This window comes from Marihabitans asiaticum (assembly GCF_007828725.1).
GTDB classification, from domain to species: Bacteria; Actinomycetota; Actinomycetes; order Actinomycetales; family Dermatophilaceae; genus Marihabitans; species Marihabitans asiaticum.
Genome location: NZ_VIUW01000001.1, coordinates 118,832 through 133,172 on the forward strand (window position 1 = coordinate 118,832; position 14,341 = coordinate 133,172).

Genomic DNA, 14,341 nt, shown 5'->3' on the forward strand with positions numbered 1-14,341 from the left:
AATGAACCATCTCAGCGGGGTACTAGGTCGAGTGATTATGTCCCTCCGACGACGGGGGGGTTGGCTACGCCGTGAACGTCACCACCCGCGGCTCGACATTGCGTCGGTCAGAGCCACCGTCGAGCAGGTATCCCATGGCCCGCCACGCAGTGGGGCGCCGCACGTGGGGTCGGCAAGTGAGGTAGTCGCCCCAGACCCCGCCACGGGGCGGATCGGTGGAGACCCCGCTCAGAGCGCTCTGCCAGGTGCTCTGGTCCTCGGCGAGGGTGGCGACCGCGTGCGCCGGGTGGGTGGGGCCGGCGAACATCACGCTCATCCCGACCCGGCCACGGCGATTCGGAGCGGTCGCCGGATATGCCCACGCCCCGTTGACGCTCCACAGATCGGGTTCTGCGACCAGGCCCAGGCCCTGTTCGTCGAGCACGACGCACCGCACGAACGGGTGGGGGCGGCCCGGGAGGATGCCCGAGGTCCAGGCGAAACCGAGACGATCACCCGCGGCCCAGCCTCCGGTGATCCGATCGTCGCACCGCTCGAGCCAGCGCTCACCGGCCGGCCCAGCCGAGTCGTAGCTCGTCGGATTCCAACCGGCCACCGGTAGCCGCCAGCTCTGCACCCGCTCGTCGTCGTCGGGCCACGCGAACAGCAGCAGCTGCGAGGTGCGCGCATCGTTGGAGGCGAACCACATGGTGTCGGTGGAGCCTTGGGCAAAGCGGAGCGAGCCGGTCTCGGTGGTGCTCCAGTGCATCCGTCGCAGCGGTGCCGATCGGCGGAGCTCGCGACGCGGCCAGCGGATCACCACGGCTCGACGCCAGATGCCCCGGATATCGAACAGGTTGACACTGAGATACAGGTGCTTGTCGCTGAGGGCAAGATCGGGATAGTCGAACCAGAGGCCTCCCCACGCGGGGTCGAGATCGGCCGGTGCGATGTCCCACCAGTGCCACCCGCTGGGGTCGCCGCGATCGCTGACCGCCAACCGGAGGATGTTCTCGCCGCGCACCGGTTGGTACTGCAGCAGCCACACCCAGCGCCGCTCCGGTACGAGGTAGTCGGCCAGTTGGTCGCAGCAGAAGAGCGAGGGATCGGAGGGGAAGACCCGGAACGGATCGAGCAGCTCCCACGTACGGCCGTCGTCGCGGCTGACGGAGGCGAACCAGTTGCCGGTGACCAGCAGCGCGGTGGACGAGGCACCAAGCGAGGGCTCGCAGACGGTGCCGGTCTGTAGGCCGGTGGCATCGTCTGCGAGCACCACGACCTCATCGATCCGTGCCATACCCGCTACTACCGCCGACTCACCAGGGATCCTGAGGTAGCGGCGCGGAGGTCGGCCCGTCGCGCCGGTGGAGGCCCGTCGGGTCCTCGACCTCCGTCGGATCCTGAGGTCCCTTGGCTTTGCGGGTGCGACGTTTGCGCTGCTCGCGGAGGTCAAGCAGCTCAGCCTCGCTGTTCTCGCCGTCGGGTCCGGAAGCGGTGTCACCCTCGCCGTCAGCCGGGTGCGGCGCTTCGTCGCCGGCAGACTCAGGTGGAGCACCCGGTGGTCCCGCATCCGCCTCGTCGTCGAACGGACTGGCGGACGTGGGGCCAGCCTGATCGTCAGCAGCGGCTTCGTTGAGATCGCCGGTCAACGGGTCCTCGCCGGTGACCGTCCGGCTGACCTCGGGTGGGGGACGATCGGCCATACGCGACTCCTTCGGGTCTGCCGCCACTGTGACGAGGGAACTGCCGGCCTCAACGACTCTAGCCGCCTCCCGCGGACCCCGATAGGCTCAAGCTCCCGTCCCCAGAAGGCGCGTGATGCGAAATGTCAGGTCTGAAGCAGTGGTTGTCCGAGGTGCCGTCACTCGTGGTGCGCCTGGCAGCGGCGTTCGGTGCCCTGTCCTTGGTGCTCGCCGGGCTGGCCGCGGTCAACCCCCAGTGGATCGAGAGCGCGGTCGGCCTGTCGCCTGATGGCGGGTCGGGCGAGTCCGAGTGGTGGCTGGTGGCTGTCTTCGCCCTGGCCGCGCTCACCTTGCTGGGTGGCGCACTCGCGGCCCATCGCGCTCGCCACGCCGCCGCAACGTGACCACCCCCAGGTAGCGGTTCGCGGGGCGAGTTCAGCTCGGGGGCCGGAGGCGAGCAATGCCGCAAGATCGATCCGGCAGTCAACGACCTCGGCGAGCAGCGCCCGAATAGTCGCGCGCGGCCAATCAGTGGCACTTCGGGATGCATGCCCTTGGCCTTGCCCTCGCCCTGACCGGGTGACGGCCAGGTGCCAGCCTGCCCTCCCACCCCCGCAACGGCCCAGAAGGGCCCCGGTGGGAGGCTCTACATGTCCCGCGTCAAGAAGTTGGCAGGGTTTCCTTGGTGCCGTTCGTACTTCAACGTGCCGAATTCTCGCTCGCGCGAGCCGTTCTGGCCCGGGCTCTTCGCGCGGGTGCGCACGTGGGTCAGCCACGGGTGCAGCTCGACGAACGACTCGAACCCGAAGGGACCGCTACGACCCGCTGCCGGAGTGATCTTGCCCCCCTCGAGGAGTCAGCCTTCCACCTCCCGATCGACTGCTCGCTGACCTTCCCCTTCCGAGCGGCATCCGCGATGCTCACCCCCCCCCAAGCCAGCACGCTCAGCACGATCCGAGTCTTCCGCCCGGCCAGGATCACCGGTGGTGTACCCATGATTCAGATCCTCCTTCAAGACCTACATCACGGCCCTGCCAAGAAGTCTGACGCGCGACGTACACGGGCCCAAGCCACCCCTTCGAACCCAAGCAAGCCAAACGGCCCGCCCCCGCACGCCCTCAGATCAGCGGGGTGGGAATCCTGCGCCTACGATGGCTGTTGGCCACAGACATACCCTGACCGTCTCGATCCAGCCGAAGGACAACCGTGAGCACCGACGTCCGCAACGTCATCATCATCGGGTCCGGACCTGCGGGGTACACCGCAGCCGTCTACGCCGCCCGCGCCAATCTCGAACCCCTGCTCTTCGAGGGGTCGGTGACCGCCGGCGGGGCCCTGATGAACACGACCGAGGTCGAGAACTACCCCGGCTTCACCGACGGAATCATGGGCCCGGACCTCATGATGGCCATGCGCGGGCAGGCCGAGCGGTTCGGCACCACGATCGTCACCGACGACGTCAGCTCGGTCCGGCTCGACGGCGGGACCAAGGTCGTCGTCGACGGCGAGGGCACCGAGCACCGCGCCCTCTCTGTGATCCTCGCGATGGGCTCGGCCTACCGCGAGCTGGGCCTGGAGGACGAGAAGCGGCTCTCCGGCCACGGGGTCTCGTGGTGCGCGACCTGCGACGGCTTCTTCTTCCGCGACCAGAACATCGCCGTCGTCGGCGGCGGTGACTCCGCCGTGGAGGAGGCCACGTTCCTCACCAAGTTCGCCCGGTCGGTGACCATCGTGCACCGCCGCGACGAGCTGCGGGCCAGCAAGATCATGGCCGACCGCGCGATGAAGGACCCGAAGATTTCCTTCGCGTGGAACTCCGAGGTCACCGCGATCCACGGCGACGCCAAGGTCTCCGGGGTCACCCTGCGTGACACCGAGAGCGGCGCCGAACGTGACCTGGACGTCACCGGCCTCTTCGTCGCGATCGGTCACGACCCCCGCAACGAGCTGCTCCTGCAGACCCAGGACGCCACCAAGGTCGCGCTCGACGACGAGGGCTACGTCCTCGTCGACGGCCGCTCGACCCGGACCAACGTCGAGGGCGTCTTCGCCTGCGGCGACCTGGTCGATCACACCTACCGGCAGGCGATCACCGCTGCCGGCTCGGGCTGCCAGGCCGCGCTCGACGCCGAGCGGTGGCTCGCGGCACAGGACGAGGCCGGCGCCCCCGCGCAAGATGCCGCCCTCATCGAGCCCGAGGGTGATGCCGCCTCGGTCCCGGTCTCGGTCGACGACGGCGTTGCCACCCGCTGACCCCCCTTCGCCCACACCCTCACGACTCCCGACTGGAAGGAACCCCCATGGCTGGCACCAAGGCCGTCACCGACGCGACATTCGACAGCGAGGTCATCAAGAGCGACAAGCCCGTGCTCGTCGACTTCTGGGCCCCCTGGTGCGGCCCCTGCCGCGCGATCGCCCCGGTCCTCGAGGAGCTCGCCGGGCAGTACGACGGCAAGCTCGACATCGTCAAGCTCAACACCGACGAGAACCCGCAGGTGACCGCTCGCTACGGGATCACCTCGATCCCCACGATGCATATCTACTCCGGCGGCGAGATCGTCAAGACGCTCGTGGGTGTCATGCCCAAGCCCAAGCTGGTCAAGGAGATCGAGCCCTTCCTCGCCTGACCTGATCAGCGACGGACCACCGCGAAGGGGGGTCCGCCGGCCTTTTCGCCGGCGGACCCCCCTTTGCCGTTTCCGTTGTGGCACAACGGAATTCGCGCAGTCAGTCCCGTGACAGACCCATCCGGTCGAGGATCCGGTGCAGGTCGTCGACGGAGGCGAACTCGACGGTCATCCGACCCTTCTTGGCGCCGAGGCTGATCGTCGCTCGGGTGTCGAGCTGGTCGCTCACCGTCGACGCGAGGTCGTCCAGCTGGGGGTGCCGACGTCCCGCTCGCGGCGCGGTGCGTCGCTGGGTCTCCGGCTCCACACCGAGCGCGATGATCTCCTCGACGCTGCGCACCGAGAGCCCTTCGGCGACGATCCGCTGGGCCAGCCGCTCCATCGCGGCGCCGTCGTCGAGGGAGAGCAGCGCGCGGGCGTGCCCGGCCGAGAGGACGCCGGCGGCCACCCGGCGCGCGACGAGCGGCGGGAGGCGGAGCAGACGCAGGGTGTTGCTGATCTGCGGGCGGGAGCGGCCGATCTTGCGGGACAGCTCCTCCTGGGTGCAGCCGAAGTCGTCGAGGAGTTGCTGGTAGGCCGCCGCCTCCTCGAGAGCGTTGAGCTCCGAGCGGTGGAGGTTCTCCAGGAGGGCGTCCCGGAGCAGATCGTCCTCATCGGTCTCCTTGACGATCGCCGGGATCGTCTCCTTGCCCGCGGTGCGCGAGGCGCGCCACCGGCGCTCACCCATGATGAGCTCGAACCTGACGTCGTCGTCGTCCGTGGCCTCGATCGGTCGCACGACGACCGGCTGGAGCACCCCGATCTCCCGGATGGAGTGCACGAGCTCGGCCATGTCGTCCTCATCGAAGACGGTCCGGGGCTGGCGCGGGTTGGGCCGGATCGCCTCGAGCGGCACGTCGGCGAAGTGGGCGCCGGGTACCGGGGCCAGACCGGTCCCGTCGGTGGAGTCCGTCTCCGACGTCACAGGGTCCATCCCTGCGGGCTGGTGGTCCGACGACTCGCTCGACGGCTTCGCCGGAGTCGACTCAGCGGCAGCGTCTGGGCCGCTCGACCTGGCCGGTTCCGTCTCGGCCGCGGGAGGGGAACTCGCCTGGCCCGCTCCGACGGCTGCCGGTTCACGGTCGGCGAAGAAGACGTCGGTGGGCCGGCTGCGGGGTGCGCTCTGGTCCGGGATGAGCGCTCCCAGCCCTCGCCCGAGTCCTCGTCGCTTCTCGCTCATCGTCCTGCCTCCTCAGTAGTGGACCCGTCCTCGATCGGGGTGCCTGGGCTCGTGCTGGTCGTGGTCGAGCCCCGGTCGGCGATCTCGGCGGCGGCTTCGAGATAGCTCAGGGCACCCGAGCTCTGCGGGTCGTACGTGATGACGGTCTGACCGAAGCTCGGTGCCTCGGACACGCGCACCGAGCGCGGCACCGTGGCGGCGAGGACCTCGTCGGGGAAGTGCTCGCGCACCTCCTCGGCGACCTGCCGGGAGAGGTTGGTGCGGCCGTCGTACATCGTGAGCAGGATCGTCGAGACGTGCAGCTCGGGGTTGAGATGCGTGCGGATGAGGTCGATGTTGCTCAGGAGCTGCGACAGCCCTTCGAGCGCGTAGTACTCGCACTGGATCGGGATGAGCACCTCGTGGGCGGCGACGAAGGCGTTGACGGTGAGCAGGCCGAGGCTAGGCGGGCAGTCGATGATGACGTAGTCGATCCGGTCCGCCCCGCTGACGGCGCCGGCCGCGCCGTCGGTGAGCAGCGCGGCCAAGGCGGAGCGCATCCGCGACTCTCGTGCGACGAGCGAGACGAGCTCGATCTCCGCTCCCGCCAGGTCGATGGTCGCCGGAACGCACCAGAGGTGGTCGACGTCCGGGCAGGGCTGCAGCACCTCGGACATCGCCGTCCCGTCGACGAGCACGTCATAGATGCTGGGCACCTCGGCGTGGTGGTCGATGTTCAGCGCCGTGCTCGCGTTGCCCTGGGGGTCGGTGTCTACGAGGACGACGTTCAGCCCGTTCTGCGCCAATGCGGCGGCGAGGTTGACGGCCGTCGTCGTCTTGCCCACCCCGCCCTTCTGGTTCGAGACGGTGATGATCCGCGGGCGGTCCGGCCGAGGGAAGGTCTTGCTCGCCAACCGCGCCCGCTTCTCGGCATCCTCGGTCACCGCCGCCAAGACCGGCGAGTCGCCGTCCTCAGGCGTCACGGACTCACGCGTCGAAAAAGCCGGCGAAGGGGGTTCCTCGTCCGCGGAATCCGTTTCACGTGAAACGGACAGAGCGGCCGCCGGACCCTCGGCCGACTCCTCGTCGTAGGCAGCGACCTCGACGTCCGGCGTGCGGGGCGTGGCCCGAGTCCCCTGCCAGCCGACCGGCGCCCCCGAGAGGGACGACGGAAGGCTCGGCCACCCGATCCCCTCTGCGACCCTGCGAACCCCGTCCACACCCACCAGTTGCGTTGCGTCGTTCATCGCCGCCCATCCAAGCGCACCGACCACCGACACGCCAAAGACCAGCGCGTTTCACGTGAAACGGCTGCCTCGAAGCGGGATTCACCCTGTGCGATGTCAACCTCGCTCCGATGGGAGACCCGGAGGCGGGGCGAGGGATGTCCGAAGGAGCATCAAGCGGACGGCAAGGGCGCGGGGTGCCAGATAGCTGGACCTTTGGGGCGGGTTGCGACCACGGTCGGAAGCGGAGGAGGCGGGGCGAGGGGTGTCCGAAGGAGCATCAAGCGGACCGCAAGGGCGCCCCGCGCCCGAGGACCGCAGCTCCGAGGGCAACCCTCACCCCGCCGACCCGGACCGGAAGAGGAAGGGGGGAGGGATGCTTGAAGGAGCATCAAGCGGACCGCAAGGGCGCCCCGCGCCCGAGGACCGCAGCTCCGAGGGCAGCCCTCACCCCGCCGACCACGACGAGAAAGATGGAGACGGAGAAGAGACCCGACAACGACGAGTCAGCCGCGAACGGTGCAGTCCACGGTGACCGTCGGCTGATCGAGAAGGTCACCGCCGTGCTCGGAGATCGTCGCGTCAACCAGCCCGAGCTTGCGCAGCCGGGGTCGAGCGGCCTGGAGCTCGTCGGTGGCCGAGCGCCCCTTCATCGCGACGAGCGTCCCGCCAGGCGTGAGCAGCGGGAAGCACCAGCGCGCGAGCTTGTCGAGACGGGCAACAGCGCGAGCGGTGACGTAGCCGGACGACAGCTCGCCGTGCAGCTCCTCGGCGCGAGCACGGTGCACGTGGACCGCCTCGACCCCGATGGCGGCGATGGTCGCGTGCAGCCAGTCGGTGCGCCGCAGCATCGGTTCAACGAGGTGCACCGTGAGGTCGGGGCGGGCGATGGCCAGGGCGAGGCCGGGGAGCCCGGCGCCGCTGCCCACGTCGATGACCGTCGCCCCTTCGGGGAATGCGTCGGCGATCACCGCGCAGTTGAGGATGTGACGGTCCCAGAGGATCGGCACCTCGCGGGGTCCGATCAGCCCGTGGGTCACGCCGGTGTCGGCGAGCACCTCCGCGAACGACTCCGCCAGGGACAGCCGGTCACCGAACACACGCCGAGCCACCTTCGGCGCACCGGGGGCTGCGAGCCGCAGCTCCGCGTCACCCTCTGCGGCCGGTACAGCGTCGTGTTTCACGTGAAACGGATCAGGCGCGGTCGTCCGACGGCAGGGCGGAATCCGCCGCGTCGGAACCCTCAGCATCGGCCGGCTCTGCCGTCGTGGACGACTCGGACGTACCGGCCGAGTCGTCCGCCGGAACGACGACGACGTAGCGGCGCGGCTCGGTCCCGGAGGACTCCGAGACCAGACCTGCGGCGAGCACCTCGTCGTGGACGACCTTGCGCTCGAAGGCGGTCATCGGCGTCATCTCGACCCGCTCGCCGGACTCGCGGCACTGGGCGATCGCCTCTCGCGCCACCTCGACGAGCTCGGCCCGTCGGCTCGCGCGGTGGCCCGCGACGTCAAGCATCAGCCGGCTGCGCTCGCCGGTCGCCGACTGCACGGCCAGCCTGGTCAGCTCCTGCAACGCCTCCAGGACCTTGCCGTCGGAGCCGACGAGGCGGCGAGGCACCCGCCCGTCCTCGCTGTCGACGACCGCCACCGCTGCCCGGTCGCCATCGATGTCGAGGTCGATGTCGCCGTCGAGGTCGCAGATGTCGAGGAGGTTCTCGAGGAAGTCGGCGGCCGCCTCACCCTCGCGCAGCAGCTCGGCGCGGCGATTCTCGCCCGCCGTCGCCGGGCCCGGGTCGGACTCGGTCAGCTGGTCGGCCTCGTGCACCGTCTCGTTCGTCGTCATCACTTCTCCTGGTGGTCGTGGGTGACCGGTGGGTGCCGGTCGTCGGTCAGTTGTCGGTCCTGGGCGCGCTCTCGCGGACAGCCCCGGCGCTGCTGGAGGACGCGGGGCCCTTGCGTGCGTCCTTCTTGGCGCGCTTCTTGCCCTTGGGCTGGGCTCGCTGGCCGGAGATGACGCCCTTCTCGCGCAACTCGTCGGCCATCTCGACGTCGTGCTCGCGCTCGTGGGTCTGCTCGAAGGTGTCGACCGGCTTGCCGGCCTTGCGGCGCCGGCTCTGCATGTCCTTCTCGGCCTGGCTGCCCGGCGCCGGCATCCGGCGGATGACGTAGAACTGCTGGAGCATCGTCCACAGGTTGGTCGTGAACCAGTAGATGAGCACACCGATGGGGAAGTTCACGCCCGAGACGGCGAAGATGATCGGGAAGAGGTAGAGCAGGATCTTCTGCTGCTGGGCAAACGGCCCCTCCAGCGCCGCCGCGGGCATGTTCTTGCGCATCAGCTGGTGCTGGGTGATGAAGGTCGTCGCCGACATGAGCACGATGAGCACGATGGTGACGACCCAGACGTTCACCGTGTCCGCGCCGAGGAAGATGTCGGAGAGCTTGGCGCCGAAGATCGTCGAGGACTCGGCCTCGGAGGCCATCGCCTGGGTGAGCGGTCCGATCGGCTCCTTCTCCCCGCGGGCCATCTCGTCCAGCCCGTTGAGCACCCGGAAGAGGCCGAAGAAGAACGGCATCTGGATGAGGATGGGCATGCACGAGGCCAGCGGGTTGGTCCCGGTGTCCCGATACAGCGACATCATCTCCTGCTGCATCTTCTGCTGGGACTCAGGGTCCTTCTTGCCCTTGTACTTCTTCTGGATCTTCTGCATCTCCGGCTGGATGAGCTGCATCTTCCGGGAGGCGTGGATCTGCTTGACGAAGAGCGGGATGAGCGCCGCGCGCATGACGATCACGAGACCGACGATGGACAGGGTCCAGGTCCAGCCGTTCTCGCTCGGCATCCCGATCGCGACGAGCAGCTTGTGCCACAGGACCGTGATCCAGGCCACGATCCACTCGAAGGGGAACATGATGTCGCTGAAGCTCACGCGGAGATCCTTCGCTGTCGGGTCGCGCCGAGCCGGCGCTGGAGGTCGTCGAGCTCTGCCGGGCTGAGGGCCGGCTCGTCGGCCCCGAGCCGGGGCTCGCTCAGGCTGGGTGAGTCACGCTCGGCCCAGGTGTCTGGCACGTGGTCGATCCCGCCCGCGCTCCAGGGGTGGCACCGGCCGAGGCGGCGCATCGCGAGATACCCCCCGCGGATCGGACCGTGCCGCTCGAGCGCAGCGACCGCATAGGCCGAGCACGACGGGTAGTACCGGCAGGTCGCCGGCAACAGGGGTGAGATCAGCGCCTGGTAGGCGCGGACCAGGAGGACGAAGGGGGCAGCCGCCGCCGATCTGCCGCTCATGCGTCGACCGTGGTGAGAGTGGTCAGCAGGCTCCCGAGAGTGTCGCCCAGGTCGCGCGAACTCGCTTGTGCCGCAGCGGGATTCGCGCGCAGCACGAGGTCCGTACCACTCGGGATGCTCGTGAGCAGGGGGGCGATCTGGGCGCGCAGACGCCGCTTGACCCGGTTACGCGTCACGGCGTTGCCCACCGCCTTGGACACGACCACACCGACGCGCGGCGGTTGACCGGACCGTGCGTCGGTGTGACGGGCGTGGACCACGAGCAGCCGGGACCCCTTGCGTCTGGCGCCGGGACCGCGGACCGTTGCCGTGAACTCCCGGCGCTCCGTCAGGCGGTGCTGCGCGGGCAACACGGACGGCGAAGACGCAGGCTCAGGCGGAGAGCTTGCGGCGGCCCTTGGCCCGGCGGTTCGCCAGGATCGAGCGGCCGGCGCGGGTCCGCATCCGCAGACGGAAGCCGTGCGTCTTGGCGCGGCGGCGGTTGTTCGGCTGGAAGGTGCGCTTGCTCATCGTGAGACTCTTTCGCTGGTGTCGTCAGGTCGTCGACCGTTGTGGTCGGTCCGGCGACCGGGCTGCTCTGGCGCCCGACCGGCCGCGATCGGAGACCCACCACCTGCGCTGACATCCCACGACGAGGCGCAGGGACATGCGGTGATGGGCATGCGAAGACGGCCGCTCAGGCCAGCGTCCAGGGTACGGCGACCCGCGCGAAGGGGTCAAACTCACCCCCTTCGCCGGCCCGGGACGTGATCAAACGGGCGACGTTATCGCTGGACTCGACCCGTGCCGGCGCGACACGCCGAGAACGGCGAGAAAATGTCGCGAACGAGTTGCCACCCTCCCAGGGTGTTGTTAGCGTCACCCTCCATCCCAACCGTCACCCACAGGGTGTGGAAAACTGTGTGGACATCGCGCGCGGCGCGGGCGCCCACACGATGCGGGTCCCCACCCCGCGCCATCGCAGCCCTGGGCTGACGAGGACCGACCGAGTAGATCAGCACAGATCGAGGTGGAGCAGGTGCCCGACGCCAACAGGGACTTCTCCACCGTCTGGCGCTCCACCCTCGACTCCCTCGACGCCGATGGCGTGCCCGTCAACCGTCGCGCCTTCCTCGAACGCGCCCAGCTCGTCGGGCTCCTGGACGACACCGCGCTCATCGCCGTGCCGGACGACTTCAGCAAGGAGTGGGTGGAGCAGCGGCTGCGGATGCAGGTGACCCAGGCGCTCTCCAGCCAGCTAGACCGCGATGTCCGTATCGCCGTCACCGTCGACCCCGCGCTGGCGGAGGAGGCCGACCCGGTCGGTTCGGACAGCCAGGTCGACGCCCACGACACGCGAGCGCCCGCTGGCTCGAACGAGCACGACCGCGACGTGCTCGACGTCGAGATGCCCGAGACCTCGCCCCCTCGCCAGGGACTGGCGACCGAGGACCCCTTCGTCCCGGACGTCAATGCCGAGGCCGACATCCTCCCCGAGCGGCGGAGCGACCGGCGCCAGGCCGTAGTACCCGAGAACGTCGAGCTGACCCGGCTGAACCCGAAGTACCTCTTTGACACTTTCGTCATCGGCTCCTCGAACCGCTTCGCCCACGCCGCCGCCGTGGCCGTCGCCGAGGCCCCCGCCCGGGCGTACAACCCGCTCTTCATCTACGGCGAGTCCGGGCTGGGCAAGACCCACCTGCTGCACGCCATCGGCCATTACGCCCGCAACCTCTACCCCCACACCAAGGTGCGGTACGTGAACTCCGAGGAGTTCACCAACGACTTCATCAACAGCATCCGCGACGACAAGGCGGCCGCGTTCCAACAGCGCTACCGCGACGTCGACGTCCTGCTCATCGACGACATCCAGTTCCTCAGCGGCAAGATGCAGACCCAGGAGGAGTTCTTCCACACCTTCAACACTCTGCACAACGCCAACAAGCAAGTCGTCATCACCAGTGACGTCAAGCCCAAGCTGCTCGTCGGCTTCGAGGAGCGGATGCGCTCGCGCTTCGAGTGGGGCCTGCTCACCGACGTCCAGCCGCCCGACCTCGAGACCCGGATCGCGATCCTGCGCAAGAAGGCCATCCAGGAGCGCCTCGAGGTCCCGGACGACGTCAAGGAGTTCATCGCCAGCCGGATCTCGACAAACATCCGCGAGCTCGAGGGGGCGCTGATCCGGGTGACCGCCTTCGCCAGCCTCAACAAGCAGCCCGTCGACCTCGGCCTGGCGCAGATCGTGCTCAAGGACCTCATCCCGCACGAGGCTCCCAACGAGGTCGACACCGCGACGATCATGGCTCAGACCGCTGCCTACTTCGGGCTGACCATCGAGGACCTGCAGGGGCCATCGCGCACCCGTGTGCTCGTCACCGCGCGTCAGATCGCGATGTACCTGTGCCGCGAGCTCACCGATGCCTCACTGCCCCAGATCGGCAAGCTCTTCGGCGGCCGCGACCACGCCACGGTGATCCACGCGAACAAGAAGATCGGCGCCCTCATGGCCGAGCGCCGAGCGATCTACAACCAGGTCACCGAGCTGACGAACCGGATCAAGCAGCAGGCGCTCTGAGCCTCGCTCGACTCCCGATCGGGCTTTTTCACAGCACTTCTCCACACCTGTGCGTAGTGGGTGTGAACCAGCGGTCGAATCGTCAGATCGCGGCAGAACAACGAGCCCCTGAACCGCGTCACAGCGCGGCGTCGACGTGTCCACACCCTGTGAACAACCCTGTGGGTCCGCAGATCGACCGGGTTCTCGCCGCGGGGTCAACGCGGTTGTGGAGAGCGCTGCGCATCGTCGTGTGGACGACTGTGCACGGACCGAGACGCCCTGTCGATGTCATTCGCCGATCCACACCACCGCGATGCTCATCCACATCTCGTCGACATTCTCTCCACAGCGATGACCACCTCGCAGCCCGCTCCTGGAGCCGACCATGGCCAGTTATCCCCACCGTGCACAGGACCGATGACCATGACGAGACCTAGAGATCATCCGACCGGCCCCACGCATGACGACCCGGCCCGGTGTGAATGACACGCTTTGGTCCGTCCAAAGTCGCCCGCTGCCGACAGCAGATGTCTGCACCCCGCGCACGGCCCCTCGAGACCAACTAGGGTTGTCATCCGATGCGCGGACGGCTCGTCCGCAGGCACACTGAGCAGGAGCGAGCGCGCCACGAGGGCGCGACGAAGGGTAGGTCTGTCGTGAAGTTCCGCGTCGAGCGTGACGTCCTCGCCGAGGCGGTCACCTGGGTTGCCCGCGGGTTGCCGACCCGGCCGCCGGTCCCGGTCCTGGCAGGCGTCCTCATCACCGCCGAGAGCTCGGGGTCGGTCACCCTCTCCGCCTTCGACTACGAGGTCTCCGCGCGGATCACCGTCGAGGCCGACGTCGAGGAGGAGGGCACGGTCCTCGTCCTGGGCCGCCTGCTCGCCGACATCTCCCGCAACCTGCCGAACAAGCCGGTGGAGCTGACGACCGAGGGCACCAAGGTCGAGGTGACGTGCGGCAGCTCTCGCTTCGCGCTGCTGCAGATGCCCGCCGACGAGTACCCGACCCTGCCGACCTCGCCTGAGCCCTCCGGCACGGTCGACGGCTCGATCTTCACTCACGCGGTCGCCCAGGTCGCGATCGCGGCCGACCGAGGCGACTCCCTGCCGATTCTCACCGGTGTCCGGGTCGAGGTCGACGGCGAGAAGATGACCCTGCTCGCCACCGACCGCTACCGCCTGGCGATGCGCGAGCTGACCTGGTCACCGACCGCCTCTGACGCCAGTCACGTCGCGCTGATCCCGGCACGCACCCTCTCCGAGACGGCCCGATCCCTCGGCGCCGTCGGCACGATCGACATCGCGCTCGGCAGCGCTGCGGGCGGGGAGGGGCTGGCCGGCTTCGAGGCCGGGCAGCGCCGCAGCACCTCTCGCCTGCTCGACGGCGAGTACCCCAAGGTCGCCAAGATCTTCCCCACCTCGAGCGAGACCGAGGCCGTCATCGCCACCGCCGAGCTGATCGAGGCGGTCAAGCGCGTCGCCCTCGTCGCGGAGCGGACCACTCCGGTCCGGCTGCGGTTCAGCGACGGGCAGCTCGCCATCGAGGCCGGCACGGGCGAGGACGCCCAGGCCTCTGAGGCGCTCGAGGCGAGCGTCGACGGGCCGGAGATCCAGGTCGCCTTCAACCCCGGCTACCTCCTCGATGGCCTCGGCGCGCTCGGCACCGACTTCACCCGGATCTCGCTCACCGGACCGCTGAAGGCCGCGATGATCACCGGCCAGACCAGCCAGGACGGCGAGCTCGACCCCAGCTACCGCTACGTCATCCAGCCGGTCCGGCTCGCCGGCTGACCCCCTTCGCCC

15 protein-coding genes are annotated in these 14,341 nt (G+C 69.0%); 5 read left to right on the plus strand and 10 right to left on the minus strand.

Translation table 11 applies throughout. The annotated features are described in order from the left end of the window. Window positions 1-64 precede the first annotated feature (64 nt). Both FB557_RS00480 and FB557_RS00485 read right to left on the minus strand, forming a co-directional pair. The gene (locus FB557_RS00480; RefSeq protein WP_144854662.1) at window positions 65-1,276 is read right to left on the minus strand and encodes a hypothetical protein; all 1,212 of its coding nucleotides are present in this window, start codon (window positions 1,274-1,276) and stop codon (window positions 65-67) included. A gap of 19 nt (window positions 1,277-1,295) precedes the next feature. Then, entirely contained in the window at window positions 1,296-1,682 is a 387-nt protein-coding gene (locus FB557_RS00485; RefSeq protein ID WP_144854664.1) for a hypothetical protein, read from the minus strand. A 164-nt stretch (window positions 1,683-1,846) separates the two neighbouring features. On the opposite strand from FB557_RS00485, the gene FB557_RS00490 reads away from it, so the two are divergent. The 3 genes from FB557_RS00490 to trxA all read left to right on the plus strand — a co-directional run bounded on the left by FB557_RS00490 (window position 1,847) and on the right by trxA (window position 4,288). Then, window positions 1,847-2,065, plus strand: a complete 219-nt coding sequence (locus FB557_RS00490) for a hypothetical protein (protein WP_144854666.1) — start codon at window positions 1,847-1,849, stop codon at window positions 2,063-2,065. A gap of 802 nt (window positions 2,066-2,867) precedes the next feature. Beyond that, a complete protein-coding gene (gene trxB, locus FB557_RS00505) occupies window positions 2,868-3,914 on the plus strand; it encodes a thioredoxin-disulfide reductase (protein ID WP_144854667.1) in 1,047 nt (348 codons plus the stop codon). Window positions 3,915-3,961: 47 nt separating this feature from the next. Next, window positions 3,962-4,288, plus strand: a complete 327-nt coding sequence (gene trxA / locus FB557_RS00510) for a thioredoxin (protein WP_144854669.1) — start codon at window positions 3,962-3,964, stop codon at window positions 4,286-4,288. Between the two features lie 100 nt (window positions 4,289-4,388). Here trxA and FB557_RS00515 read toward each other — a convergent pair whose 3' ends face one another. The 8 genes from FB557_RS00515 to rpmH all read right to left on the minus strand — a co-directional run bounded on the left by FB557_RS00515 (window position 4,389) and on the right by rpmH (window position 10,513). Further along, the gene (locus tag FB557_RS00515) at window positions 4,389-5,507 is read right to left on the minus strand and encodes a ParB/RepB/Spo0J family partition protein (RefSeq protein ID WP_144854671.1); all 1,119 of its coding nucleotides are present in this window, start codon (window positions 5,505-5,507) and stop codon (window positions 4,389-4,391) included. Further along, the gene (locus FB557_RS00520; RefSeq protein WP_281290033.1) at window positions 5,504-6,469 is read right to left on the minus strand and encodes a ParA family protein; all 966 of its coding nucleotides are present in this window, start codon (window positions 6,467-6,469) and stop codon (window positions 5,504-5,506) included. The genes FB557_RS00515 and FB557_RS00520 overlap by 4 nt, the downstream gene beginning before the upstream one ends. A 749-nt stretch (window positions 6,470-7,218) precedes the next feature. Then, window positions 7,219-7,812, minus strand: coding sequence for a 16S rRNA (guanine(527)-N(7))-methyltransferase RsmG (gene rsmG, locus FB557_RS00525; protein ID WP_246074256.1), 594 nt, complete (start codon window positions 7,810-7,812; stop codon window positions 7,219-7,221). A gap of 94 nt (window positions 7,813-7,906) precedes the next feature. Continuing rightward, on the minus strand, window positions 7,907-8,557 hold the full coding sequence (locus FB557_RS00530) for a Jag family protein (RefSeq protein ID WP_144854677.1): 651 nt from the start codon (window positions 8,555-8,557) through the stop codon (window positions 7,907-7,909). A 46-nt stretch (window positions 8,558-8,603) separates the two neighbouring features. Then, window positions 8,604-9,644, minus strand: coding sequence for a membrane protein insertase YidC (yidC, locus tag FB557_RS00535; protein ID WP_246074257.1), 1,041 nt, complete (start codon window positions 9,642-9,644; stop codon window positions 8,604-8,606). Further along, the gene (gene yidD, locus FB557_RS00540) at window positions 9,641-10,003 is read right to left on the minus strand and encodes a membrane protein insertion efficiency factor YidD (RefSeq protein WP_144854679.1); all 363 of its coding nucleotides are present in this window, start codon (window positions 10,001-10,003) and stop codon (window positions 9,641-9,643) included. Before yidD ends, yidC begins: the two co-directional genes overlap by 4 nt. Further along, window positions 10,000-10,356 carry a ribonuclease P protein component gene (gene rnpA, locus FB557_RS00545; protein ID WP_144854681.1) on the minus strand — a complete coding sequence of 119 codons (357 nt, stop codon included), beginning with the start codon at window positions 10,354-10,356 and terminating at the stop codon, window positions 10,000-10,002. Before rnpA ends, yidD begins: the two co-directional genes overlap by 4 nt. Before the next feature lie 19 nt (window positions 10,357-10,375). Further along, on the minus strand, window positions 10,376-10,513 hold the full coding sequence (gene rpmH / locus FB557_RS00550) for a 50S ribosomal protein L34 (RefSeq protein WP_144854683.1): 138 nt from the start codon (window positions 10,511-10,513) through the stop codon (window positions 10,376-10,378). A 508-nt stretch (window positions 10,514-11,021) separates the two neighbouring features. Between rpmH and dnaA the strand changes: the two genes are divergently transcribed. After that, complete coding sequence (dnaA, locus tag FB557_RS00555) at window positions 11,022-12,557, plus strand: chromosomal replication initiator protein DnaA (RefSeq protein ID WP_144854684.1); 1,536 nt, start codon at window positions 11,022-11,024, stop codon at window positions 12,555-12,557. Window positions 12,558-13,195: 638 nt separating this feature from the next. Then, on the plus strand, window positions 13,196-14,329 hold the full coding sequence (gene dnaN, locus FB557_RS00560) for a DNA polymerase III subunit beta (RefSeq protein ID WP_144854685.1): 1,134 nt from the start codon (window positions 13,196-13,198) through the stop codon (window positions 14,327-14,329). The last annotated feature ends 12 nt before the right edge of the window (window positions 14,330-14,341 follow it).